We start from the raw sequence: 25,167 nt of genomic DNA, 5'->3' as shown, positions 1-25,167 counted from the left end.
CTAATTACCTATCAGCCGACATCCTCTCATAAATTACAACGCCCATGCCAATTTCACCTATCGTCGATACATGCCATCGACCAGGTGTTGTCACTTATTTGATACGGAGATACCATGTGTTAAATAATATCAACAAGATGCTCAGGGAGATTGCCATGCACCCGACCGACCAGGCAGCAGAAACCGACCCGCATAAAACGCATTCTTTTGAAGCCGTGCTGGATGCGGAAATGCGGGGCATGGCACATTTGCGCCAGGACATTCATCGTGAAAACCTGATTGGCCTGGCCTTTTCTGGTGGGGGCATCCGCAGTGCCACGCTCAACCTCGGTATCCTGCAGGGCCTGGCAAAAAAAGGCCTGCTCAACAAATTCGACTATCTTTCAACCGTCTCTGGCGGTGGATATATTGGCGCCTGGTTTTCCAGCCTGATCAAACACAGTAATCATGTCAATACTGTACAGGCCGAACTGGTGTTATCCACACAGCCGCAAAGTCCCGTCGCGCGCCAGCTCACTGCCACTGAAAAAGCGATTCTCTGGTTACGCAGTTATAGCAACTACCTGACACCCAAAACCGGTTTATTCACGGGCGACACCCTGGCTGCCCTCGCACAATGGATGGCTAATACGCTGCTCAACCAGGTGCTGCTACTCTGCGTGCTCATCGTCTTGATGATGTCTGTGATCTTTTTCAGCCACTCAGACATACAGGGCACCTTGCTACCCGCATTCACACTGGATAGCGAGCTGTTACGACAACTGTTTGCAAATACCGCACAAACGGTCACGGGTAAAACAGGCATCGTCCTGGCATTAATCAGCCTGGCCAGCTCATTCTACTTCAGTCGCCGCAACTGCCTCGGCAGCGCCCACGCACTTTACCCGGTGGCGGCATTTCTGTGTGGGGTGGTAGGATTTAGCCTGCTGCTGTGGGCCATTCCACCATCCAGCTGGCAACAGCTATTCACCACGTATGCGGTCGATGACGAGGCAAATCATATCCAGCCAAACTACTGGATAGGCTTGGGCGTGCCGGTGATTTCACTCCTGATTTCTGCCGGGCTGGTCGCCATCATGGGTCTCAGTGGACGCCTGTTAGACGTCAGTACGCGTGAATGGTGGCATCGTATCGGCGGCATTAATATTGGGTTTTGTGTCATCTGGCTGGCGCTGTTCGCTTGCGCACTTTATATTCCGGTGCTGATTCATCACTGGCTGGGCAGTCTGGGGACCACGGAAAAAAGCCTGACCGGCGTTGGCTCATGGTTACTGGCTTTTTTCACCGCCAGACTAGGTAAAAGCCGCACGACAGGAGCGGAGCCACCCAACAGCCTGAAAGGCAAATTCACCACAGCCCTGCCCTATATCGTGGTGGCACTCATCCTGCTGGTCTCTGGCTACCTGAGTTTCAGCTTGTATCTTTCGCCGCATCGCGGCCTGTGGTTTGCGGCTGCTTTGTTGATCGTCGTGCTCGGCAGCTGGCGCATTGATATCAACGTGTTTTCATTGCACAATTTTTACCGTAACCGCCTGACGCGCTGCTATCTGGGTGCCACCAACAATCACCGTAAACCCAACAGTTTTACCGGCTTTGATAATAATGATGATGTCGCCATGTCCTCGTTGCGCGGACAACGGCCTACGCATATTGTGAATACCGCTGTCAACATCAGCGATGGCTCACAACTGGCCTGGCAACAGCGTCAGGCGGCTTCGTTTATGTTTAGCCCTTATTACTGCGGTTTTAAATTACCCGATAACGAAGTCTGGTATGACACCTATCACTATACTGGCGAAGGCGGCCCGGAACTGGGTAGCTTGGTATCCACCAGCGGGGCAGCAGCCAGCCCTAATATGGGTTATCACACCAATCCGGTCATGGGCTTTATCATGACTATTTTCAATGCGCGTCTTGGGCGCTGGTTTGGCAATCCCTTGCATGAGAATTACTTTAACAGGCTGCTGATGCGATTTAACTGCAAACTGCGGCTGCGCAACCCGCCACAACGGCAATCACCCTTCTGGAACCTGTTTTACCTGATCAAAGAGTTAATCACCAACACCGGTTCGACCTCTGGCTATTTATACTTGTCCGACGGTGGCCACTTTGAAAACCTGGGTATTTATGAACTGGTACGCAGGCGGTGCAAACTGATCGTTGCTGTCGATGCCGGGGCTGATGGCTGCTATGAATTTGAAGACCTGGGTAATGCGATCCGTAAATGCAAAGTGGATTTCGGCATCACCATCAGGCTAGATATCAATCCATTATTGCCGGTCAATGATTGCAAATATGGCTTGTTTAAATGCGGCTCACAGCACTTTGCGATTGGCAGCATTGACTACCTGGGCGATGGCGATCCGGCACATATGGGCTACCTGGTGTATATCAAAAGCTCGCTGACGGGCGATGAGCCCAGCGACCTGATTAATTTCAAATTGCAGGAACCGAGCTTTCCGCACCACAGTACGGTAGACCAGTTTTTCAGTGAATCGCAGTTTGAGAGTTATCGCAGACTGGGCGAACATATTGCACAAAACCTTAAACTGCCAGCCAGTCATCCGGATAAAATAGTGGCCGAGCAGATACAAACGCTATTACCAGGCCTGCTGGATACTGCGACTTAAGCCATATCAACATACGGAGCACGCATGTCATTACACAATATTGTATTAGGGCCCTTGCTGGGGCTGGAAGGTGAGCACGAAAAAGCCACCATTTACAGTGTTTGCTTTCTCTCAGAAAACGACGTCAGCGCCGCTACCCTTGCTTATCGCATCGCCAAGCAAAGCTTGCGTAGCGAATTCACCCTGATCAGCAGCCTGGAACGCGGCAAGTTCTGGCGCGCAGAAATCGCCATTCCAGTGACACAGCTAGACCAGGTCTGTGATTACCAGATTTTAATTGATGCGCAACCGGCCAGTTATGCACAAACGCGCAACAATCTGGTCACTGACTGGTCATTTTTCTGCCCGGCAGCCAAGCAGCAGGTACAACTGGCATTCGCGTCATGCAATGGATTTTCATCAGATAAGGTACGCACACAACATCCGGCGCCGATCGACTATCTGTGGCAACGCATGCAACAACAACAGGCCGCACATATGGCGGCTATGCCTTATACAGAGGTCGTCAATGCGCCTTATGCGGCCCTGATCATGGGCGGCGACCAGATTTATGCAGATGCCATCTTCAATGAAAAGCAGCCCTTGTATGCCTGGTCACAAAAGCCATTGAAAGATCAATTGACCGCACCAGTCTCTGACACGCTCAGGCAGCGTATCGATACGTTCTACTTCGACACGTATATCAGAAGCTGGACGCAATCGTCGGCCTTACGCTACTGCCTGGCCAGTATTCCCAGCGTCATGATGTGGGATGACCATGACATTATTGATGGTTGGGGCTCACAACCCTATCGCCTGGAAACCAGCCCGACCTACCAGGCCATGTTTGATAGTGCAAAAAAGTATTTCACGCTGTTTCAATTGCGAGGGACCAACAACCGCGCCTTGCAGCAACGCAACACGGCACCCACGCATTTTGGCATGACGCTGCGTTTTCGCGATTACGGTCTGCTGGTCATGGACAACCGCAGTCAGCGCACTTTGCACAACATTATGGGTAGTGGTAAACAAGACTTCATTCAGGGATTGGCCGACTTACAGGCAGACTGGCAAGCTGGTCAGAAGTTGCTGATACTGAGTGGCGTACCTTTTCTTTACCGGCATTTTTCTGAAAGCGATCGCAATATCCGTCTCAGCATCCAGTTTGATGCTTATGACGATATGGCGGACCACTGGCGATTCAGCACGCATTACGATGAAATGTGCAGTATTTTGCAACGCTTGCTGCAGTTTCAAGCCGCCTTGCAAGCCAACACGCCAACCAAAGTCTTTATCATTTCCGGCGATGTGCATGTGGCAGCCAGCGGTAGCTATCGTGAACAATCTGGCACGGGGAATATCGTACAACTGATTTCCTCTGGCATTGTGCACCCGCCGCCACTGAGCATGGAACAATCCGTGATCCGGCTGGCTTCCAGCGTCACACAGCCGGATATTGACCTCGGTGGTGGCTGCGTCTTATCCGCCACGCTACGCAAAGACGGGGCTGGCAATCGCTTTTTATTCCACCGCAACTATGCCTGCATGCATGAAGGCAGCGACCACAAGGTGTGGGTCAACTGGCATTATGAAACCATTGATTTCCCGCATGCGAATGACCTGGCGGTCGGAGCGCAAAAGCTGCTTGGCCTAACACTCGGTTATCAAGTGCTGGGTTTGCCTTATTAACGGCCTGCGCCAGGTTTTCTGGCTTTATGCTTGTAAGCAGGATTCTTGGTCTGGTTAAAGCCTTTAGGCATGGGTTTGGCCTGAAAACGGCTGCCATCAGATTGCACGATTTGCTGCAATACCGCAGGCTGATAAGCGGGCACCAAATGCTTTTTACCGTTGCCAATTAAATCGGCGCGACCCATCTTCTTGAGCGCTTCACGCAGCATGGGCCAGTTTTGCGGGTCATGGTAGCGGATAAACGCTTTTTGCAATTTGCGGATGGTGCCGGTTTTAGCGACCGGCACGTTTTCAGAGTCTGGCGTGACTTTGCGCAAAGGGTTTTTGCCACTGTGATACATGGCGGTTGCCATCGCCATCGGTGTCGGCGTGAACGTCTGCACCTGGTCAAGACGGAAATCATTGCGCTTGAGCCACAATGCCAGGTTAATCATATCGTCATCTGTGGTGCCAGGATGCGCAGCAATAAAGTATGGAATCAAATACTGTTTTTTGCCTGCCTCGGCACTGAATTTCTCAAACATGCGCTTGAATTCATCATAGGCGCCCATGCCCGGTTTCATCATTTTACTCAGCACGTTTTCTTCTGAGTGCTCAGGGGCAATTTTCAGGTATCCGCCCACATGATGCTGCACCAGCTCTTTAACGTATTCTGGTGATTTCACGGCGAGGTCATAACGCAGGCCTGAACCAATCAGGATTTTTTTCACGCCACGCAGGTTACGCGCCTTGCGGTAAAGCTGGATCAGCGCCGAATGGTCGGTGTTGAGGTTTTCGCACACGCCTGGATAAACACAAGACAGTTTGCGGCAGTTTTTCTCGATTTCTTCAGACTTGCAAGACAAGCGATACATATTGGCCGTTGGCCCGCCGAGGTCAGAAATCACGCCAGTGAAACCATCCACCTTGTCACGGATTTCTTCAATCTCGCGCAGAATGGAATCTTCGGAACGGCTCTGGATAATGCGGCCTTCATGCTCGGTGATCGAGCAGAAGGTACAGCCGCCAAAACAGCCTCGCATAATGTTGACTGAGAAACGGATCATTTCCCAAGCCGGGATATTGGCACCTTCATAAGCTGGATGCGGCTTGCGCGCGTAGGGCAAGTCGTAAACGTAATCCATCTCTTTAGTGGTGAGCGGAATCGGCGGCGCATTCAGCCACACTTCGCGGTTACCATGTCTTTGCACCAGTGCCCGCGCATTGCCGGGGTTAGCTTCCAGATGCAGCACGCGTGAGGCGTGCGCATACATCACCGGATCACTCACCACCTCTTCATACGAGGGCATGCGGATGACCTGGCGGTCACGCGGCACTTTGCTGGCTTTGAGCGGTAGCGGCAGGCTGATAGTCGGCGCGGCGGCAGTCGCCTCGCTGCCTTTATCATCGGTCGCGCAACTGGCATCGCCCTTGCCCATTTTCATGGCATACGGGTCTTCGTGTTTGTCGATTACGCCAGGCCTGTCTAGCCGCGTTGAAGGCACTTCTAAAAAGTCATCCGGCACCTGTTTACGGATAAATGCCGTGCCGCGGATATCCTGGATCTCATGCACAGGCTCACCGCGCGCAATACGATGCGACAGTTCCACAATGGCACGCTCCGCATTGCCATACAACAGAATGTCAGCTTTGGAGTCGATGAGGATAGAACGGCGTACTTTATCCGACCAGTAGTCGTAATGTGCAATGCGGCGCAGGCTGGCTTCGATACTGCCGATGACCAGCGGCACATCTGAATAAGCCTCTTTACAGCGTTGTGAATACACCAAGACGGCCCGGTCCGGGCGTTTGTTGGCTTCAGCATTAGGCGTATAAGCATCGTCAGAACGGATTTTACGGTCTGCCGTGTAGCGGTTGACCATACTATCCATATTGCCGGCAGTCACGCCAAAATAGAGGTTGGGTTTGCCCAACACTTTAAAGGCAGCGGCAGATTGCCAATCTGGCTGCGCAATAATGCCGACGCGGAACCCCTGTGCTTCCAGCAAGCGGCCGATGAGCGCCACGCCAAAACTGGGGTGGTCGATATAAGCATCCCCACTCACCAGAATAATGTCGCAACTATCCCAGCCCAGCGCATCCATTTCGGCGCGGCTCATCGGCAGCATAGGCGCAGTACCAAAGCGCTTGGCCCAATAAGGACGATAGCTGTTAACAGGTTTGGCAATAAGGGAGGTGTAGATTTCCACGCGGGTGACCAGCAATGCTTGAGAGTTGCGCATTTTACGCGTTAATTGATTGATTTGAAATCATTTTTCTTAAAAAAATGAGGTGTTTTTACCGTCACAAGCACGCGGATGACAGAATCCGGCCTCGCACAAAGAAAAGCCCCCACGCAAAACAAACTGTGTGCTGAATCAGACGCTCAGCGCGAAAAGACAGGCATTCGCCGTTAACAGGTGTATTTATGATTGCGGCAGTTGTTAAAGCCCTGTATAACCATGATCAAGAGTGGGGTATTTTTTTACATAATAATTATTAAATTAACAATGAAGCATTACACGCTATTTAAAAAGATTTTATTACCCTTGGCAGCCTTTGGCCTGTTAATCGGGTTCATTTCATTTGCCTTTATTTTCAATCATCACCTGAATAATATTGAAACCAAGGCCAACGAGGAAACACAAAAACTCGCCAACCTGTTAGTCACCGCCAGAACACTGGTCAGTGAACATGTGCTTTCCAGCATGGCGCTGCTGAAACAATATGCCTCGGTTGAAGGCCAGCCCAATATTCACGGCGTCACCGATATGCTGGGGACACAGGTGCCTAACCTGCGCTTTGGCGACAGCCCGCAAACCGGCAGGACCATCCTGGTCGACTCTGTTACCCGCATCGGCAGTGGCACTGCCACCATTTTTGTCAAACGCGGCCAGCAGTTTCTACGTATTGCCACCAATGTAAAAAAAGCCGATGGCAGCAATGCCTTTGGCACCGAACTGAACCCCTATGGCAAGGTGATTGAAAAGCTGCAAAAGAACGAAACGTTCTACGGCGTGGTTGATATCCTGGGCGAGGCCTATCTGTCACGCTACGAACCCATGCACGACGACCAGGGTCGTTTGATTGGCGCCTGGTATGTTGGTTACAAACTGGATTTTAACGCCATTGACCAGGCAATCCGCCAATGGGGGTTTCTAGAAAAAGGCTTCGTTGCCATTACCGATGGCCGTGGCAAGATTCGTTTCCTCACCGGTGGTATCAGCAAGCAGCAGGCGCTAGACGCCATGGAAGACAAGCAGCAGCGCTGGAAAAAAGTCAGCAAAGAAGTGCCGGAATGGGATTTCCAGATTAACATCCTGTATCCCATCAATGAGGCTTACTGGTCGGCGCTGGGCGCGCTGTCACCGGTCATGATCATTGCACTGATCCTGACGCTAGTGGTGTTAATGGTGGTCATCAGCGGCTTGCAGCGTTTTGTTTTGAACCCCCTGGGTGGTGAGCCGGAAACGGCAAAACTGCTGCTGATGCGCATTGAAAGTGGCGATTTTGCTGAAGACCATATTACAGCCACGCCGGACACCCTGATCGCCAACATGGTCAAAATGCGGCGCCGTCTGCGTGAAATGGTGAGCCAGATACAAGCCAGTGCCAACCGGCTCAAAGTCTCTGCGAGTGTGTTTGACCATGCGCATGACGCCATTTTTATTACCGATGAACATGGTCTGATTGTGCAATGCAACCCCTCGTTCAGTGTCGTCACCGGCTATACGCAGGCAGAGGCCATTGGCCAATCCCCGACCGCCCTGGGCATTGCCTGCGAGCAACCGGATTTCTTTCAAACCTTGTATGAAGGCGCGCAGGCCTTTCAAGAATGGCAAGGCGAAGTGTGGAACCGCCATCACCAGGGGCATGATTACCTGGTGGAGCTAGAACTGTCGCCAGTCATGAACCAGGCGGGCGAGTTCCAGCACTATGTCGGACTATTCTCCGACATCACCCGTGCCAAAGAACAGCAGAACATGCTGGAACACCTGGCGTATCACGATGTATTAACGCAGTTGCCCAACCGCGTGCTGTTTTCCAGCCGTTTGCAGCAAGCCCTGCTGGAAGCCGAGCGCCAGCAATCACTAGTCGCCATCTGCTATATAGACCTCGATGACTTTAAAATTGTGAATGACCAGTATGGTCACGAGTTTGGTGACAAGCTGCTCATGCAACTGGCCAGCCGTCTGAACAGCATCCTAAAACCGCAAGATACGCTGGCCCGCCTGGGTGGCGATGAGTTTGCCATGTTATTGTGTGGCGGCCGCACACAAACCGAATACACGCGCTTACTCAAAAAACTGCTGGCGGCGATTGAAAAGCCGTTTGCGATTGATAAATTCAAGTTCTCGATTTCCGCCAGCATCGGCTACACGCTTTACCCGATTGACCATAACCCGCCTGATACCCTGCTGCGCCATGCCGACCATGCCATGTACCATGCCAAAACGCATGGCGGGCACCAGTTTCACCTGTTTGACCTGGCCTCGGCACAACAGTCGCAACAACAGCAACTGCTGTTACGCGACCTGCTGAATGGCATCCAGAACAGTCATATCAAACTGGTTTACCAACCGCAGGTGTGCATGCAATCAGGCAAACTGTTTTGCTTTGAAGCCTTGTTACGCTGGCAACACCCCTTGCGTGGCCTGCTTTATCCGAATGACTTTCTCAACGCGGTCGAGCATACCAGCCTGATTATCGATATTGGCAACTGGGTGATTGAAGAGAGCCTGCGACAACTCACGGAATGGCAGGACCACGGCTTACACACACAGGTCTCTGTCAATATTGCTGCACAACACCTGATGCATAAACAGTTTAGTGACCACCTGGCCAGCCTGTTTAAAAAATATCCCAATATCAATCCGCAGCAACTGCATATCGAGATCACCGAAAGCGCCGCCATCAGTGACTTTGCCCGCGTCAACCGTGTCATTCAACAATGCCAGTCGCTGGGCGTGGCTTTTTCTATTGATGATTTTGGCTCGGGTTACTCGTCACTGATTTATTTACGCCGCCTGCCGGTTGATATCATCAAAATCGACCAGTCTTTTATACACAATATGCTGAGCAACCAGGAAGACCTGGCAGTGATTCGAGGCGTGGTCATGCTTTGTCGCGAGTTTGGCCGTAAAGTAGTAGCAGAAGGCGTAGAAAAAGCAGAGCAGGCACAGCTACTGGCGGAATTAGGCTGCGATTATGCACAAGGCTTTGGTATTTCGCGTGGCATGCCGGGCAACAAGGTTATAGAATGGGCAGGCAGGCACGACCCCTACCAATTTAACTGACGTTTATGCACGAACACTACTACCCGCTGCCGGGCGGGCCAGTACTCATTCTGGACACAAAAACGCCTTTTCCGCCATTGCAGCAGGCATTGACCGAGCCCAATGGACTCATTGCCATTGGCGGCGACTTAACCGCAGACAGGTTACTGGCTGCTTACCGGCAAGGGATATTCCCCTGGTTTAGCCCTGGCGAACCGATTCTGTGGTGGAGCCCTGACCCACGCATGGTCTTGTTTCCGCCAGCCTTGAATATCAGCCGCTCATTACGCAAGGTCATTCAGCAACAACCGTTCGAGATCCGCTTTAATACTGCCTTCAATAGCGTCATCAGCGCCTGCGCAGCTACGCCACGGCCCGGGCAACCCGGCACCTGGATCTCTGACGATATGATTGCCGCTTATCAGAGATTGCATGTGCTGGGCTATGCGCACAGCGCAGAAGCCTGGCAAAACGATCAGTTGGTGGGTGGGTGCTACGGCGTGAAAATTGGCCGCATGTTTTATGGCGAAAGCATGTTTCATCATGTCAGCAATGCCTCTAAAGTGGCATTTGCCCACTTGGTGCAATGGTTAAACGCGCAACAAGTCGGTATGATTGATTGTCAGATGTATACGCCGCTGCTGGCAAGCTTTGGCGCGTATGAAATCCCTCGAGACCGGTTTATCGCGCAATTGAACGATTTGGTGCAATATGACGTTACCTAATGATGCTCCGCTGCAAAAGCTGCAGTTTTATGTCACCACTGCCTATCCGTGTGGCTACCTGCCCAAAAAGCTGGCACAAAGCCTGATTGCCACCCCGCAAAACCTGGTCGACGGGCCAGTCTATAGCGGCCTGATCCAGCAAGGGTTCAGACGGAGTGGTAAATTTGCCTACCGCCCGCACTGCGAACACTGCAATGCCTGCATTTCAGTACGCTTGCCAGTCAATGCCTTTCAAATCACGCGTAGCCAGCAACGCGCCTTTAAAAAACATGCTGACCTGCAAGTGACAATAGTCGAAGCCAATTACGACGCTGAACACTTCGAGCTTTACCAGGCTTACCAGCAACAGCGCCATCACCACGGTCCAGACCATATTGCAGACCTTGAGGACGAGGCCGCGCAGTACCAGCAATTTTTGTGTCAGAGCAATGTGGAAAGCATTATGGTTGAGTTCCGCGATGCTTACGGCGCGCTCAAAATGGTCAGCGTGATCGACATCGTGGCGGATGGTTTGTCTGCGGTCTACACCTTTTACGACACGGCCGATAAAGCTAGCTATGGCACTTATAGTATCCTGTGGCAAATCGCCTGGGCCAAACAGCTAGGGCTCCCCTATTTGTATTTAGGCTACTGGATCGCCGACAGCCAGAAAATGGCCTATAAACAGCAGTTCCAACCACAGGAAAAACTAGTGGATGGCGAATGGATAGCCAGTCCTCAGCCATAACATGAAATACACCGCGCAGTCGCTCGCCAGGCAGTTTTGTCTGGGGGTGTATGTCAATGCCGTAGATGCCATGCTCTGGCGCGACACCTTCGACTATATGGCCAGACTCAAAGATGACTCTGTGTTTCAAAAAGGTCAGCTTGCAACACTGTGGGCGCAATACGGCGGTGACCTGCGTGCCAAAATAAAAGACGACGCCCTAGTGCTAAAAGTACTCAAAAAAGCACTCCCTGGTTACCACGGCGAGGGCTTTACTTTATACCGTGGCGAAAGCTGGTTTTTATTTGACAACGACCAGATCGGCTTTTGCTGGACCACCTCTGAAGACATTGCAATCACTTATGCCAAAGGCCTTAATGCAGTAGAGTCTGGTGGCGTGCTGCTCAAGTGCTATGCGCCACCGGAGGCCATTCTGGCCATAGAAAACAATGTGTTTATATGTGACCCAACATACTTATTGCGTTTGAGCACCTTGGCGTTGTTTCCCAAGTTGTAGGCCTACCTGCCCTACTTGTCCCACTGCCCATAGCCTTTAAACTGGGCGTGCACCTCACGCATCTGCTCAGGCGTTAACAACGCAGGCTCCCCAAGTTGCAATAAGCGCCAATACTGCTCGCACAAATTCTCTACCTCAACCGCGATAGCCAGTGCCTGCGCCAGGTTTTTACCTAAAGCGATCATGCCATGGTGTGCCAGCAAACAGGCTTTGCGGTCATGCAATGCACTCACTGCCACATCGGATAGTGCCTGCGTGCCAAACAAGGCATAAGGCGCGCAGCGGATGTTGTCGCCACCCACCGTGGCAATCATATAATGAAACGGCGGCACATCACGCGCCATACAGGCAATGGTGGTGGCAAACATGCTATGACAATGCACCACCGCATTTACCTCAGGACGTGACTGCAAAATATCACGGTGAAAATACCACTCGCTAGAAGGCTTTTTACCAGCCTCCGCCTGTCCCGTCCAATCCATATACACCATACTCTGTGTGCTGAGCTGTTCGGCAGGCACGCCTGAGGGGGTAATCAAGAAACCATCGTCCAGCCGGATACTGGCATTACCAGAAGTGCCCTTGTTGAGTCCGGTGTGCACCATCTGCTGGGCGGTCTGCAATAATTGTTGTGCGGGCGTGGCGGTGGTCATTGTTGAGATAGACATTGTTTCCCTTTAAACGGCCAGCGTGTGTAACTGGGCTGGCGTAAACACGCCGCGTTCAGTAATGATGCCCGTGACCAGCCGGGCAGGCGTGACATCAAACGCCGGATTGAGCGCCGCGCTTTCATGCGGAATCACGCGGATGCGTTGCACCCGGCCGTCTGCGCCCTGCCCTTGCATATAAGCCACCTCGTCTGCGTCGCGCATTTCAATTTCAATATCCGCACCACGTGCCAGCTGCCAATCTATCGTTGGTGTAGGTACCGCCGCATAAAAAGGCACGTTTTGGTCAAACGCGGCTAGCGCTTTTAAATAAGTGCCTATCTTGTTACACACGTCCCCGCCACGTGTCACGCGATCAGCGCCCACAATCACCATATCCACTTGCCCGTGCTGCATCAAATGCCCGCCGGCATTATCGACAATCACCGTATGCGGCACGCCATGTTGCGCCAGTTCCCAGGCAGTTAAACTCGCCCCCTGGTTACGCGGCCGCGTTTCATCTACCCAGACATGCACCTTCAGGCCCGCATCATATGCCGCATAAATCGGTGCCAGCGCAGTGCCGCCATCTACGGTCGCCAGCCAGCCCGCGTTGCAATGGGTGAGGACATTCACGATCTGCTGCGGATTAACCGAGCCCCTGGCGGCAATGAGCGCTTTACCATGCTGACCCAGCGCCAGGTTCTGTGTCACATCTTCATCGGCAATCGCTTGCGCCAGCTGCCAGGCCGCCACCGCGCGGGCAGATTCTGGTAAAGCCAGCAAGGCTTGCTGCATGCGTTGCGCCGCCCACGCCAAATTTACTGCCGTTGGCCGGGTAGCACACAATTGCGTGACCACATTCTGCACCTGTGCATCACTGGCGGTTTGCTGAACGCCTAGCGCAACGCCGTAAGCAGCGGCAGCGCCAATCAAAGGTGCACCCCGCACTTGCATACTGCGAATGGCATGACACATTTGCGCCAGGGTAGTCACTTCCACCGTCACAAACTCAAACGGTAAGCGGGTCTGATCAATCAGGCAGACAGCCTCCGCTTGTTGCCAGATGGTACGAAAATGTTGTTGTTTGATACGCATAAAAAGAAATCTGCTGACGAGTAGTCATTAATTGTAAAAGTTGTAAAAGGCCTTGCTTTTCCTGTAGGACAAACACCGTATTTTTCCATCCACAAAATCTGTGGATAACTTTGTGGATTGCTGTGTCTTAATTCCGTAACTTACCAATTTAAAAGGACTTTTTCCAAAAGTTCATTTTTTAATCTATTTTTTTACTCAATAAAATCAATAACTTACAACGCACCACTATAATTGAAACACTTTCGACACATTCTTAATGTGTCACTTTAAGTCATGTGCATAAATGGGCTAATTTCGGTAAAACTTGCGTAGAATTTTTGCCTATCATTTCAATGAGTTGCGAAGTTTCCAAGCCACGAATTAGGCACAATTCCTCCGCTATTCTTTTTAATTGAACAGGGCTGTTTCGCCCCTGGTGACCGATCCAAACCGGAGGAATATCAGGCGCATCGGTCTCCAAAACCAGCAGTTCCAGCGGCAATTCAGCGGCCAGTTGCCGGATTTTTAATGCGCGTGGCCAGGTCATGGCCCCACCGAAGCCTAATTTGAATCCTAACTGCCCAAAAACCGCCGCTTGCTGCATGCTGCCATTAAACGCATGGGCAATGCCGCCATGTACGCGATGCTTGCGCAGGTATTTGAGTATGCTGTCTATCGCACTGCGCACATGCAGGATGACGGGTAACTCAAATTGTTTAGCAATCTGTAGCTGCCCTTCAAACAAAGCAATCTGTTTGGCTTCATTCTCACGCGTCAGGTAAAAATCAAGGCCGATCTCACCAATCGCCAATAATTGATGCGCCTGTGGTCCGGCCAGTACCTCCGCGACAATCTCCTGCAATTGCTGCAAGGCGTCATCCGGCGCTTGCGCCACATACATGGGATGCCAACCCAGCGCAAAGCCAGCCTGCGGATGTTGTGCGCACCACTGCATAATGGGTTGAAACGTTGCCTGCGTGACGGCCGGAATCACCACGGCACGTACGCCTTGCGCTTTCGCCTCTTGCCACACTTGGTCTCGATCTGCATCGAACTCGCTGGCATCAAGATGGCAATGGGTGTCTATTAACATAAAAGATTAAGGTTGCAGTTTAGCCTGGATACGTAGATCCTGGCCAAACTGGCGTACATCGAGAATATGCAAATCGCGCACCGCCGACATCTGCGTGAGCTCGGGCAGGGCAAACATGCCGCGGGCAGTATGACCCATCAACTTAGGCGCGTAATACAGCAATAATTCGTCAACAAAACCATTTTGCAGAAACGCGCCATTCAAGGTCGCCCCGGCCTCGATCAGTACCTCATTGCATGGCAATGCGGTTAAAGCCTGCATCAACATGGCCAGATCAACCTGTGCTTGCGTGCCAGGCACGGCTGTATTGGGTGCATGCAAAGTGCGTACGCCCATCACCTGTAACACCTCCAGCTTGGCCGCATCGCCTTGCGCGTAAGCCACCAGCGCATTGCCATCCTGCAACACCTTGGCATCAATCGGGATCCGTAACTGGCTATCGACAATGACGCGCAAAGGTTGCCTTGGGGTTTTGACCTCACGCACAGTCAAGGAGGAATCGTCTTTTAAAATGCTGGCAATACCGGTGATAATGGCGCAACTTTGCGCGCGCCAATGATGCACGTCGCGGCGGGCAGCAGGCGAAGTAATCCATTGGCTGTCGCCATTGGCCAGTGCGGTCCGGCCGTCCAGGCTGGCCGCCACCTTGAGACGAACATAAGGCCGTTGCTGGGTCATGCGCAGGATAAAGCCGGGATTCAGTGCGAGTGCTTGCGCTTCGCACACCCCAACAGTCACCGCAATCCCTTGCGCCTGCAAGCGAGCAATGCCATTGCCTGCTACCAGCGGATTCGGATCCTGCATCGCCACCACCACCCGACTGATGCCAGCATTGACCAGCGCATCGGCACAAGGCGGCGTACGACCAAAGTGACTGCACGGCTCCAGCGTCACATAGGCCGTCGCGCCACGCGCCTGCTCACCAGCCGCGCGCAAGGCATGTACTTCGGCATGCGGCTCACCCGCTTTGAGATGCGCCCCCTCACCGACCACCTGGCCGTTGTTGACGATCACGCAGCCTACACGCGGATTAGGGGTCGTTGTATATAATCCGCGCGCAGCCAGCCGCAGCGCACGCGTCATCCATTCAATATCTTGTGAGGTCACTTGCATAGACTGCCATGATACAAAAAATCCCGTGCTTGCGGTTTTTTTGTACATAAGCCTCCTTTCCAGCACGGGATATCACGCCCAAGTGCGAACTGCCGAATACAGTGGTATTTGCCAGTTTTTTTAAGGTTAGCCCGCGCGCGTAAGAGCGCTACACTGGGCTATGATTTATATCGCCGATCCCAATCCATGGCTGGCCCTGTATGCACAACCACTGCATACGCGCCTAACACCGCCCACCGCAGACTTGCAGGATTTCTTATCCGAGTATGGCCGCACGCACGGATTACCAGAGACTGTGCGCCTGGACACAAGCATAGACTGGCAGGATACCCTCGCGCAGGCACTGGCACCACTCCCTGAGAGCCTACTGGATACGCTGGGTAAATCCATACTGGGTATTTTCTTTGCAACGGGCCTGGATGCCTCCGGTTTTACTGATATGGTCGCACTGGGGGATGGCAGTAACAATATCGGCTTTGTGATTGTGCTCGACAGCCAGGCATTTAGCCAACCATCGGCAAACGCCTGGGCCAGCTGGAAAGAAAATTCAGCGTTCATTGCAGACCCGCAGGTGCAAATCAGCGTAGAAATCACAACGCCGGAAAACGACCATCGCATACAGGCACTGCGTTTTCTGCTATTGCATGAATTCGGCCACATACTGGCCACCATGACTGACCTCTGCCCCCAGGACTGGTCATTCTCATTACCTAAGCTGGCAGGTCACTTTAGCAAACTGAGCTGGCAAACCAGTGGCAGCAAGGCGATCCGGCCAGAACAGAACTTCCCTCACCGTGAGAAGATCAGCTTCTATCGCCAGCCGACCCTGCATGCCAGCCAGGCATTGGACTTATACCGTGACCTGGCGAGAACATCGTTTCCCAGCTTGTACGCCAGCATGGATGTACAAGAAGACTTTGCCGAGTGCTTTGCCACCTATGTGCATACAGAATTACTGGGGCAGCCTTACCACATGCAGGTGACGATAGACGGCAATCCGGTCTATCGCAGTGATGACTTCTGGGCGTCGGCCCGTGCCAGCGAAAAAAAGCGTTATATGCGTAATCTACTTGAAGCATTGGCGCACAATAACGCAAGCCATACTTTCCAGGGGCTGGCGCCCTTTCTGCGTATGAGCCTGAGTGGTGCAGATTTGCGGTCACATGCGCAATCACTGTTGGTACAAGCCAATCAGGACCAGGAGAATGCCATTTTGTGGATGAACCTGTCCACTGGCTTTTTATGCCTCAAAATGCGTGACATGGGCCTGGCGATTCAGGAGCAAGCCTTGTCTTTGCAACGCCTCTATCGCCGCCCGGCAAACTGTCAGCCGCCACGCTTCCGCCTGCTCATGATCATGACCCCAGGCGACTTATCTGAAAACACACCGATTGATTGCCTGCTCGAAAACAGCCCGGTAGAACTCCTGTATTACTACGCATCCGTCGAGCAGCCTTTGCCATCCCCCATGCCTGAACACGACGCGGTGATGGTCGCGCTCTCAGATAGCCAGGCCAACCGCGCCTTGTTACTGGCAGTACAAGCCAGCCTGCTTGCTCATGCACAGCCAGTGATTAATCCGCCACACCTGCTGCCCAACGTCAACCGTGACCAATTAAGTGAACTGCTACAAGGCATCTCCGGCCTGGATATGCCACGCACACACCGATTGACCCGTAGCCAGGTTGTTACGCGCTTAAGCATGCAACATCCCGCAGGAGCAACCGACCACGATGCGCTGCCCAGCTTGCCCTTGATTATCCGCCCGGTCGGCTCGCAAGCCGGTAACGACCTGGCCAGAATCACACAGGCAACTGAACTGGCAGACTATTTGAAACAAGTCCAAAGCACTGCGTTTTTTGTATCGCGTTTTGTTGATTACAGCAGCCAGGATGGTCAGTTCCGCAAATACCGCATTGCCATGCTGCGCGGCCAGCCGTTTATCTGTCATATGGCAATTTCCAGTGACTGGATGGTGCATTACGTCAATGCCGGTATGTATGACTCTGCCGACAAACGGGCCGAAGAAGGCGCGTTTATGCAAAACTTCGCCAGCTTTGCCGCCCGCCACCAATCGGCACTGGCGGCGATTTACCAGCGCCTGCAGCTCGACTATCTGTGTATCGATTGCGCAGAAACCAAAGACGGCAAATTGCTGGTATTCGAAATTGACCACATCATGGCCGTCCATGCCATGGACTCTGCAAGCCTGTTCCCATTTAAAGCCGGGCAAATCGCCAAGCTACAACAGGCCTTTGAGCAATATTTATATGCATTACAGCCGCAACCTTTACTGGAGAGCGCATGATGAAACTGAGTGCCAATCAACTGAATTTTTCTGGCGGCCCGGGGGCGTTGCCCGAGAGCGTATTGCAACAACTGCATACTGCCATGCTCTGTGTACCAGAAGTCGGCCTGTCGATTCTGGGTATCAGCCACCGCTCTGAATGGTTTGCGCAAGTGGTGCATGAGTTGGAAGATAATATGCGCCAGCTCATGGGCTTGCCAGCATCCACACGCGTGCTGATGATGCAAGGCGGTGCCACGCAGCAATTCTCCATGTTGCCAATGAATTTGCTGCGCAATGGGCAATCTGCCGATTATATTCACAGCGGTTACTGGAGCGGCAAGGCCATTCATGAGGCGGAGAAATCCGGCCAGTTACAACTGGCCTGGAGTGGTAAAGCGGACCAGTTTGGCCGCCTGCCCAACGATGCCGAATTACAGTTATCCAAAGATGCGGCATATTTTCACTACATTTCCAACGAAACGGTAGAAGGCCTGCAATTTCATCGCGTGCCTGGTCGTGACGATGTGCCACGCATCTGTGATATGTCCTCAGACCTGTTATCGACACCTGGGGACTTTAACCGCTACGCCATGATCTACGCCCATGCACAGAAAAACATCGGCCCGGCCGGGGTCACCATGGTGATTTTGCGGGATGACTTTATGAATAGCCTGCCAGATGACCTGCCTGGCTTTATCAACTATCACGCGCAAGCCGATGCGCATTCAATCTACAACACACCGCCAGTGTTTGCGATTTATAGCGTCTTGCTGGTCACGCGCTGGTTACGGGACGAAATCGGTGGTTTGCACAACATCGCCAAACGCAATCAGCAAAAAGCGGACTGTTTGTATCAAGTGTTGGATGACCACGCCGACTTTTACCGTGGCCGCGCCGCCGTCGCTGACCGCTCGAAGATGAATGTGGTGTTTAACTTGCCTAACGCCGAAATTGAACAAGCGTTTTTGCAACAGGCGCAGCTGGCAGGATTTTCAGGTTTGAATGGTCACCGCAGCATAGGCGGTATCCGCGCTTCGATTTACAACGGCCTGGAGATAGCAGCCGCTGAACAGCTGGCTGACTTTATGCAGACATTCCGTAAGCGTTATAAAGCGACAACACAAACTACAGTTCTGTCACCTGCTTACGCTTAACAGGCCGGACGCTTAGTGGGAAGAAATCTGGCTATGGGTTAAACGCCCATCCTGGTCAAAATAAATGCGCAGGGCATGGTAAACATGCATGCACTTACCAAGGTCGTACTCCAGCGCATTAGCGTCTTCCAGGCTAGGACGCCCCAGCAACGCCATGACGGCTTCTTTTTTAGCGCCACGGATAAGGATGTGATTTTTCAGGTCGTAGGCCATGTCACCGCGGCGACATTCTTTTTGCACTGTATTGGCAAGCTCCATCCAGCGTGTCTGGTCAAACTTGTCACTGCCAAACACCGCCTGGTCTTTAAATGCCCACCAAGTAAAAAACACAATGGTGAGAATGACAGTGAATACCGCTAACGCAATTGCAGACAACTTGATCAGTTTCATGCCCCCGCCACCTTTCGGATTATGTATCGCTATCGGTTACATCCAGGTCACGGATAGCGTTATGGAAATCATCCACGTCCGAAAAGCTTCTATACACCGAAGCAAAGCGGATATACGCCACCTGATCCATTTGTTTTAACTCTTGCATCACGGTCTCACCCAGCAGGCGCGCAGGCACTTCGCGCACGCCCAAACCGAGCACTTTTTGAATAATGCGGTCCAGCGCCTTATCGACATACTCCGTCGGCACCGGACGCTTGTGCAGCGCGCGCGTGAATGACACGCGCAATTTTTCGCGCTTGAACTCTTCGCGCGTGCCATTTTGCTTCACCACCTGCGGCAAATGCAACTCTGCCGTTTCATAGGTGGTAAAGCGCTTATCGCAGACCTGGCAACGACGACGCCTGCGGATAGAGTTTCCCTCCTCATTGAGTCGGGAATCCACCACCTGCGTATCATCAGCACCGCAAAAAGGACATTTCATGGCTAAAAACGGCCGTAGAAATTACTTGCCGTACACCGGGAATTTGTCAGTCAAGGCGTGTACTTTGGCTTTCACCGTTGCAATCACTTCTGCATTTTCCGGGTTGTCCAGCACGTCGGCGATCAGGTTAGCCACTTGCTCGGCCTCAGCTTCTTTAAAGCCACGGGTGGTAATCGCTGGTGAACCGATGCGGATACCGGAAGTCACGAATGGGCTCTCAGGATCGTTAGGGATCGCGTTTTTGTTCACGGTAATATGCGCCTGGCCCAGGAATGCATCAGCTGCTTTACCGGTCAAACCTTTAGGACGCAGGTCAACCAAAAACACATGTGACTCAGTACGACCAGAGATAATGCGCAGGCCACGTGCCGCCAGGGTTTTGGCCATCACGCTGGCGTTTTTCAACACTTGCTCTTGATACACCTTGAACTCAGGTTGTGCTGCTTCGAGGAAAGCGGTCGCTTTACCGGCGATGACATGCATCAACGGACCACCTTGCAAGCTTGGGAACACGTTGGAGTTGATGGATTTTTCAAACTCGGCTTTAGCCATGATGATACCGCCACGTGGGCCGCGCAGAGTTTTGTGCGTAGTAGAAGTCACGAAGTCAGCATGTGGCACCGGGTTAGGATACACACCAGCGGCGATCAAGCCTGAGTAGTGCGCCATGTCGACCATGAAATAAGCGCCCACTTTTTTAGCGATTTCGGCCATACGTGCCCAGTCAAAACGCAGGGCGTAAGCAGACGCGCCGCCAATCAGCAACTTTGGTTTGCACTCGATAGCAATACGCTCCATCTCGTCGTAGTCAATTTCCTCTTTGTCGTTCAGACCGTAAGGCACAATGTTGAACAACTTACCGGACAGGTTGGCCGGGGAACCATGCGTCAAGTGACCACCGTGGCCCAGGTTCATCCCCATCACGGTATCGCCTGGTTTCAGGATGGAGAAATACACAGCCTGGTTAGCTTGTGAACCGGAGTGTGGCTGTACGTTGGCATACTCGGCACCGTAGAGCGCTTTCAGGCGGTCAATCGCCAACTGCTCGACTTGGTCAACAAACTCACAGCCGCCATAGAAACGCTTGCCTGGATAACCTTCTGCATACTTGTTAGTCAGTTGCGAGCCTTGTGCTTCCATCACCGCTGGGCTGGTATAGTTTTCTGAAGCAATCAGCTCGATATGCTGATGCTGACGCTCTACTTCAGAAGAAATCATTGTGGCCAACGCCGGGTCTGCAACGCTTAAGTTTCTTGAAAAGCTAAACATGACGATCAAGTTTCCGTATTCACAAAAATAAAGCGTGATTTTACCATGAGGCGACCCCTGCATGCATCTTTAGCATCACACAGACAAAGACGCCCCGATTTTGTGCTCAAACACCGCATCATCAAGTCACAAGATAGTGGATGCAATCATTCAGTGCGCCAACAAGGCAACAACTGCACCAAATAAGTGCACACAATCCAACAGTTGCTGAACTGGCAGCAGACCGAAAAAACACAAAAACAAACTATCTATATGATTTAAATAGGATTATTAAACTTGGCACAACTTATGCTAATTAATAACCGTAAGCGTATATCTCCAAAATCGCTCCCTAAACCCAACTTCGGTTGGGTTCTTTTTTTGTCATCGCCCACAATAGGCCTTTAATGCTTGCGCGCTTTCAGTTGTTGCAGCGTTTTCTGGCAACCTTCATCTGCCGTATCTGACGCACTGCCAGGATCAAGAAAAGGCAGTATCACCGCAAATGGGTTAATCAACGCCAACAGCACCCCACCTGCAACACGCGCGGCAATCGGCCCTGGGCTCAGCGATACCCTGGGATCGACAAACGGCCCGGTGACCAGGATGGGCGAGCGCACCGTTAATGGTGAGAAGTTTTTCGGGCTGGCTTGCAGCTTGAGGTTAAGCTGTTCCTGGCCCAAATTAACATCACCGAGTACGTTCACGGTGGTCACCGGCGTATCGATAATGGCAGCCTCTGGCGTCAGCACGCCCTGCTTGGCATGCCAGCCCATGGCCGCACATTGCATGGGTAAAGGTTGATCGCCTTTCATCAGCACGCCCACGGCTTGCGCAATATCCAGGCCTGCCGCTTCCACCACCAGGTGTGAAATCTCGCCTTCGCGCACCATGAGTGCCAGCTGACCATCTAGCGACTTAAGCAAAGTCGCCGTGGAGCGGCCACGTCCTTGCAAGCTGGCCTTGCCATTTAACTTGCCTGAAATATACGCCGGTGCCGCGTTGGCTGACGGTTGCTTGTCTGATGACTTTTTAGTGTCAGGCGTCACTTTCAGCCATTGCTCCAAACGGATATCGCGCACTGCCAACTGGATATCCCACTCGGGTGCTGGCGGTGGTGATAAGTCAGTATTGCTGGCATCATGCGCATCGATACTCAGGGCGCCTGTGAGCGTACCTTGTGCGGTACTGGCTTCGAGTTCAGCCAGGCTTAATTTGTGTTTAAGCAGGGTCAGGCGCAACTTCAAAGGTGAAATCCGCTGTTTAAAGGCATTGCCTAAATCCACCGCATCCAGATGCACATCAATATCTGCATTCATGCGGCCATAAGTAGTGAAATCCAGTGACTCGTCCGGAAAGAGTTTGCCTGGATGCGCTTTACCCTGAGTTGCGCCAAAGGCGGGAGCCAAATCAGCCAGCATAAGTAGCGTACCTTGCAATTTCCCGCGCAGCATGGGTGTTTCAGGGGCAAAGTCATACACAAACTGCCCGGATAAACGGCTACGCCCAATGTGCGCAGAAAAAATATTCACTTGCCATTGATCAGTGCCTTTTTCAATGTCGGCACTGACTTTAAACGCAGCGGTACGTGGAAACGTCAGGTCAAGCAGATCGCCCACATCGGCCAGCGACCCACCCTTGACCTCCACCCTGCCTTTCACGCGCTGGGTGCCGAACAAGTCATATACCGCACCACGAAACTGTGCATTGACAGCGCCATATTTCAACCAGCCTTGAGAGTTAATCGGCGGAGACTTGCTGCCCTGTGTGGCTACTGGCAAAAAGCCTTGTGTGACGAGCTCGCCCAGTATCGGTAACTTGCGAAACTGGCCATTGACCTTGACGCGGGATTCCGGCGTGGCGAGATGTTCACCTTCTTCGGTAAAAAAAGTCACGGCCAGTTGGGCATCTGTGACGGCGTCAGCGACTTTTGCCTGCCCCTGATTCACCGCCAGTTGCTCAATCAACGGAAAAGGCCGCGGTGGGCCGCTGTCATCTAGCTCAAACGCCCAACTTGCATGCCTGTCTGCGCGGCGCAACAGGTAGGCATTCAGCTGATCCGCACGAATCGCTTCAATGCGATAAGGATCGGTTTCTTTGAGCGACCATAGATCGCGATAACGCAACGCCAGGTCCAGACCATGTGCATCCACAAAATAAGGCGCGTCAAAGCCTTCTGGCGCCGATAGTTTTAACCCTCCCACCTGCAGGCGAATGCCGCCCAGCAACTGCAAACGGAACGGGCGCTCAATCACGACTGAACGGTGCAATTTATCTTGCAGCAATTGTTGCAACGGCTGACGCAGAAACGGCCACCCGGCGATTTCACAGGCAATCACGGCCAACACCAGCACAAGCAAGGTCCCGGCGACCCACCTGGTGACTGCTGCAGATTTTTTTGTTGTTATTTCAGTCTCATTCATAGCTTGTCATGATGACAATGATAAGCTGGCCTGGCTAGTCCTCCGAGGCTGACACGCGTGTAGGCCGATTCTGTCAAAGCAATTGCTGCTGTCAGTTATAATGAAGATATAAACACACCCTTAAATACTGGAGCCGATTGTAATGAAATGGACCGATAGCCAGCGTATTGCTGAAGACCTGTATGACAAATTCCCCGAGGTGGACCCAAAAACCATTCGCTTTACCGACCTGATGCAATGGGTATTGGAACTGGATGGCTTTAATGACGACCCAGCCCATTGTGGCGAAAAAATCCTCGAGGCGATTCAACTGGCCTGGATTGAGGAAGCCGAGTAAATGACCACTTTCCTGCCAGCGTCTATTTTCAAAGCCTACGATATACGCGGCATCGTCGGTGAGACGCTGACAGAAGACATTGTGTGCCAGATCGGACTGGCACTAGGCACACTGGCACAAGAGCGCGGCGAGCACAGTCTGTGTGTTGGCTACGATGGCCGTTTATCCAGCCCCTCCCTGGCCGCCGCCCTTACAACAGGCCTCGTAGAAACGGGGATCAATGTCATAGCCTTAGGCATGGTCACCACCCCGATGCTGTATTTTGCGGCGCACTACTTAACGCAGACCAGCAGTGGCGTCATGATCACCGGCAGCCATAATCCGCCAGCATACAACGGCCTCAAAATGGTGGTTGCGGGCGAAACCCTCAGCAGCGAAGCTATCCAGGCACTCAAGCAATCGATTATCCAGCAGCAGTTCACACAGAGGTCCCGGCCAGGCAAGCAATCGTTTCACGATATTCTTCCAGCTTATCAAGAAGCCATTGTGTCAGACATCCAGCTCGCGCACCCCATACGCGTAGTGATTGACTGCGGCAATGGCGTCGCTGGTGCTTATGCACCGGCCTTATTTAAAGCCCTGGGCTGCGAAGTGGAATCCTTGTTTTGCGAGGTGGATGGCCACTTTCCCAACCACCACCCGGACCCGGTTGAGGCCAAGAACCTGCAAGATGTGATACACACGTTACAGGCTGGCGAAGCAGAAATCGGCATTGCCTTTGATGGTGACGGTGACCGTCTGGGCGTGGTCACCAAGTCCGGCCAGATTATCCGCAGCGATCGTCAACTCATGTTGTTTGTTGAAGACGTGCTGCAACAACAGCCAGGCAGCAAAGTAGTGTTTGATGTGAAATCCACGCGCCATTTATCACCGTTTATACGCGAGCACGGCGGCAAACCGGTGATCTGGAAAACCGGCCACTCGCTGATGAAAGCCAAAATCAAGGAAACCGGCGCCGCTATCGGCGGTGAGCTTTCCGGCCACCTGTTTTTTAATGATGCCAAGCAAGGTAAGCCACGCTGGTTTGGCTTTGATGACGGCCTGTATAGTGCCGCCAGACTGTTGGAAATCATCAGCCGCAGCCCGGATGCCAGCGCCATGCTCGAAGCGCTGCCCGATAGTGTCAACACCCCCGAACTGCAAATCGCCATGCAAGAAGGCGAACCGCACGCCTTGATTGCCACGTTGCAACAATCGGCTCAATTCGCAGATGCGATTGAAATCATCACCATTGATGGCCTACGTGTGGAATATGCCGATGGCTTTGGCCTGGTGCGCGCATCCAATACCACGCCCGTACTCACGCTACGTTTTGAAGCGGATAGCGACGCCGCATTAACTCGCATTCAACAAACGTTTAAACAAGTCATCAGCTGTGCCAATCCTGACTTGAAAATTCCGTTTTAAGCC

At 52.5% G+C, this 25,167-nt stretch carries 19 protein-coding genes; 10 read left to right on the top strand and 9 right to left on the bottom strand.

Going from position 1 to position 25,167, the window contains the following annotated elements; all coding sequences use genetic code 11:
* Positions 1 to 116 precede the first annotated feature (116 nt).
* Together INP79_RS09175 and INP79_RS09170 are read left to right on the top strand one after the other, a co-directional pair.
* The gene (locus INP79_RS09175; RefSeq protein ID WP_370583249.1) at positions 117 to 2,630 is read left to right on the top strand and encodes a patatin-like phospholipase family protein; all 2,514 of its coding nucleotides are present in this window, start codon (positions 117 to 119) and stop codon (positions 2,628 to 2,630) included.
* A 24-nt stretch (positions 2,631 to 2,654) separates the two neighbouring features.
* Entirely contained in the window at positions 2,655 to 4,298 is a 1,644-nt protein-coding gene (locus INP79_RS09170; RefSeq protein ID WP_194754001.1) for an alkaline phosphatase D family protein, read from the top strand.
* Here the strand turns inward: INP79_RS09170 and INP79_RS09165 are convergent.
* Positions 4,295 to 6,520, bottom strand: coding sequence for a YgiQ family radical SAM protein (locus INP79_RS09165; RefSeq protein ID WP_194754000.1), 2,226 nt, complete (start codon positions 6,518 to 6,520; stop codon positions 4,295 to 4,297). The two genes, INP79_RS09170 and INP79_RS09165, sit on opposite strands and share 4 nt — an antisense overlap.
* A gap of 267 nt (positions 6,521 to 6,787) precedes the next feature.
* Between INP79_RS09165 and INP79_RS09160 the strand changes: the two genes are divergently transcribed.
* The 4 genes from INP79_RS09160 to INP79_RS09145 are packed head-to-tail and all read left to right on the top strand — an operon-like array spanning position 6,788 to position 11,501.
* Positions 6,788 to 9,574 carry an EAL domain-containing protein gene (locus tag INP79_RS09160; RefSeq protein WP_228519841.1) on the top strand — a complete coding sequence of 929 codons (2,787 nt, stop codon included), beginning with the start codon at positions 6,788 to 6,790 and terminating at the stop codon, positions 9,572 to 9,574.
* 5 nt (positions 9,575 to 9,579) lie between these two features.
* Complete coding sequence (gene aat, locus INP79_RS09155) at positions 9,580 to 10,278, top strand: leucyl/phenylalanyl-tRNA--protein transferase (RefSeq protein WP_194753999.1); 699 nt, start codon at positions 9,580 to 9,582, stop codon at positions 10,276 to 10,278.
* Positions 10,265 to 11,005, top strand: a complete 741-nt coding sequence (locus INP79_RS09150; protein WP_194753998.1) for an arginyltransferase — start codon at positions 10,265 to 10,267, stop codon at positions 11,003 to 11,005. Before aat ends, INP79_RS09150 begins: the two co-directional genes overlap by 14 nt.
* 1 nt (position 11,006) lies before the next feature.
* Positions 11,007 to 11,501 (top strand): hypothetical protein, encoded by a 495-nt coding sequence (locus INP79_RS09145; RefSeq protein ID WP_194753997.1) that lies wholly within the window; start codon positions 11,007 to 11,009, stop codon positions 11,499 to 11,501.
* 11 nt (positions 11,502 to 11,512) lie between these two features.
* Here INP79_RS09145 and INP79_RS09140 read toward each other — a convergent pair whose 3' ends face one another.
* From INP79_RS09140 to ribD, 4 genes are all read right to left on the bottom strand, one after another.
* Positions 11,513 to 12,154, bottom strand: coding sequence for a class II aldolase/adducin family protein (locus INP79_RS09140; RefSeq protein ID WP_194754533.1), 642 nt, complete (start codon positions 12,152 to 12,154; stop codon positions 11,513 to 11,515).
* 24 nt (positions 12,155 to 12,178) lie between these two features.
* Entirely contained in the window at positions 12,179 to 13,246 is a 1,068-nt protein-coding gene (mtnA, locus tag INP79_RS09135) for an S-methyl-5-thioribose-1-phosphate isomerase (RefSeq protein WP_194753996.1), read from the bottom strand.
* 271 nt (positions 13,247 to 13,517) lie between these two features.
* The gene (locus tag INP79_RS09130) at positions 13,518 to 14,318 is read right to left on the bottom strand and encodes a TatD family hydrolase (protein WP_194753995.1); all 801 of its coding nucleotides are present in this window, start codon (positions 14,316 to 14,318) and stop codon (positions 13,518 to 13,520) included.
* Positions 14,319 to 14,324: 6 nt separating this feature from the next.
* Positions 14,325 to 15,431 carry a bifunctional diaminohydroxyphosphoribosylaminopyrimidine deaminase/5-amino-6-(5-phosphoribosylamino)uracil reductase RibD gene (ribD, locus tag INP79_RS09125; RefSeq protein ID WP_194754532.1) on the bottom strand — a complete coding sequence of 369 codons (1,107 nt, stop codon included), beginning with the start codon at positions 15,429 to 15,431 and terminating at the stop codon, positions 14,325 to 14,327.
* 160 nt (positions 15,432 to 15,591) lie between these two features.
* Between ribD and INP79_RS09120 the strand changes: the two genes are divergently transcribed.
* Together INP79_RS09120 and INP79_RS09115 are read left to right on the top strand one after the other, a co-directional pair.
* Positions 15,592 to 17,739, top strand: a complete 2,148-nt coding sequence (locus INP79_RS09120) for a RimK family alpha-L-glutamate ligase (RefSeq protein ID WP_194753994.1) — start codon at positions 15,592 to 15,594, stop codon at positions 17,737 to 17,739.
* Positions 17,736 to 18,875 carry a phosphoserine transaminase gene (locus INP79_RS09115; RefSeq protein ID WP_194753993.1) on the top strand — a complete coding sequence of 380 codons (1,140 nt, stop codon included), beginning with the start codon at positions 17,736 to 17,738 and terminating at the stop codon, positions 18,873 to 18,875. The genes INP79_RS09120 and INP79_RS09115 overlap by 4 nt, the downstream gene beginning before the upstream one ends.
* A gap of 12 nt (positions 18,876 to 18,887) precedes the next feature.
* Here the strand turns inward: INP79_RS09115 and INP79_RS09110 are convergent, their stop codons facing one another.
* The 4 genes from INP79_RS09110 to INP79_RS09095 all read right to left on the bottom strand — a co-directional run bounded on the left by INP79_RS09110 (position 18,888) and on the right by INP79_RS09095 (position 23,420).
* Positions 18,888 to 19,265, bottom strand: a complete 378-nt coding sequence (locus INP79_RS09110; protein WP_024929304.1) for a hypothetical protein — start codon at positions 19,263 to 19,265, stop codon at positions 18,888 to 18,890.
* Between the two features lie 19 nt (positions 19,266 to 19,284).
* Positions 19,285 to 19,749 carry a transcriptional regulator NrdR gene (gene nrdR / locus INP79_RS09105; RefSeq protein ID WP_194753992.1) on the bottom strand — a complete coding sequence of 155 codons (465 nt, stop codon included), beginning with the start codon at positions 19,747 to 19,749 and terminating at the stop codon, positions 19,285 to 19,287.
* A gap of 21 nt (positions 19,750 to 19,770) precedes the next feature.
* A complete protein-coding gene (gene glyA, locus INP79_RS09100; protein WP_194742669.1) occupies positions 19,771 to 21,018 on the bottom strand; it encodes a serine hydroxymethyltransferase in 1,248 nt (415 codons plus the stop codon).
* Positions 21,019 to 21,401: 383 nt separating this feature from the next.
* Entirely contained in the window at positions 21,402 to 23,420 is a 2,019-nt protein-coding gene (locus INP79_RS09095; RefSeq protein ID WP_194753991.1) for an AsmA family protein, read from the bottom strand.
* Positions 23,421 to 23,562: 142 nt separating this feature from the next.
* Here INP79_RS09095 and iscX point away from each other — a divergent pair, with 142 nt between their 5' ends.
* Both iscX and INP79_RS09085 read left to right on the top strand, forming a co-directional pair.
* A complete protein-coding gene (iscX, locus tag INP79_RS09090) occupies positions 23,563 to 23,757 on the top strand; it encodes a Fe-S cluster assembly protein IscX (protein WP_194742671.1) in 195 nt (64 codons plus the stop codon).
* Positions 23,758 to 25,164, top strand: coding sequence for a phosphomannomutase/phosphoglucomutase (locus INP79_RS09085; protein WP_194753990.1), 1,407 nt, complete (start codon positions 23,758 to 23,760; stop codon positions 25,162 to 25,164). It begins immediately after the preceding gene.
* Positions 25,165 to 25,167 lie beyond the last annotated feature (3 nt).

Source organism: Methylophilus sp. QUAN (genome assembly GCF_015354445.1).
Lineage (GTDB): Bacteria > Pseudomonadota > Gammaproteobacteria > Burkholderiales > Methylophilaceae > Methylophilus.
Note: the sequence above shows the minus strand (reverse complement) of the source record. Positions and strands in the feature narration are given on the sequence as shown.

Excerpts from the sequence above, each read along its gene's own strand:
- INP79_RS09160 (WP_228519841.1), top strand. The coding sequence starts at position 6,788 with ATGAAGCATTACACGCTATTTAAAAAGATTTTATTACCCTTGGCAGCC.
- INP79_RS09150 (WP_194753998.1), top strand. The coding sequence starts at position 10,265 with ATGACGTTACCTAATGATGCTCCGCTGCAAAAGCTGCAGTTTTATGTC.
- INP79_RS09095 (WP_194753991.1), bottom strand. The coding sequence starts at position 23,420 with ATGAATGAGACTGAAATAACAACAAAAAAATCTGCAGCAGTCACCAGG.
- ribD (WP_194754532.1), bottom strand. The coding sequence starts at position 15,431 with ATGCAAGTGACCTCACAAGATATTGAATGGATGACGCGTGCGCTGCGG.
- INP79_RS09110 (WP_024929304.1), bottom strand. The coding sequence starts at position 19,265 with ATGAAACTGATCAAGTTGTCTGCAATTGCGTTAGCGGTATTCACTGTC.
- INP79_RS09130 (WP_194753995.1), bottom strand. The coding sequence starts at position 14,318 with ATGTTAATAGACACCCATTGCCATCTTGATGCCAGCGAGTTCGATGCA.
- nrdR (WP_194753992.1), bottom strand. The coding sequence starts at position 19,749 with ATGAAATGTCCTTTTTGCGGTGCTGATGATACGCAGGTGGTGGATTCC.
- iscX (WP_194742671.1), top strand. The coding sequence starts at position 23,563 with ATGAAATGGACCGATAGCCAGCGTATTGCTGAAGACCTGTATGACAAA.
- INP79_RS09165 (WP_194754000.1), bottom strand. The coding sequence starts at position 6,520 with ATGCGCAACTCTCAAGCATTGCTGGTCACCCGCGTGGAAATCTACACC.
- INP79_RS09120 (WP_194753994.1), top strand. The coding sequence starts at position 15,592 with ATGATTTATATCGCCGATCCCAATCCATGGCTGGCCCTGTATGCACAA.
- INP79_RS09085 (WP_194753990.1), top strand. The coding sequence starts at position 23,758 with ATGACCACTTTCCTGCCAGCGTCTATTTTCAAAGCCTACGATATACGC.
- INP79_RS09140 (WP_194754533.1), bottom strand. The coding sequence starts at position 12,154 with ATGACCACCGCCACGCCCGCACAACAATTATTGCAGACCGCCCAGCAG.
- INP79_RS09170 (WP_194754001.1), top strand. The coding sequence starts at position 2,655 with ATGTCATTACACAATATTGTATTAGGGCCCTTGCTGGGGCTGGAAGGT.
- aat (WP_194753999.1), top strand. The coding sequence starts at position 9,580 with ATGCACGAACACTACTACCCGCTGCCGGGCGGGCCAGTACTCATTCTG.
- glyA (WP_194742669.1), bottom strand. The coding sequence starts at position 21,018 with ATGTTTAGCTTTTCAAGAAACTTAAGCGTTGCAGACCCGGCGTTGGCC.
- INP79_RS09145 (WP_194753997.1), top strand. The coding sequence starts at position 11,007 with ATGAAATACACCGCGCAGTCGCTCGCCAGGCAGTTTTGTCTGGGGGTG.
- mtnA (WP_194753996.1), bottom strand. The coding sequence starts at position 13,246 with ATGCGTATCAAACAACAACATTTTCGTACCATCTGGCAACAAGCGGAG.
- INP79_RS09115 (WP_194753993.1), top strand. The coding sequence starts at position 17,736 with ATGATGAAACTGAGTGCCAATCAACTGAATTTTTCTGGCGGCCCGGGG.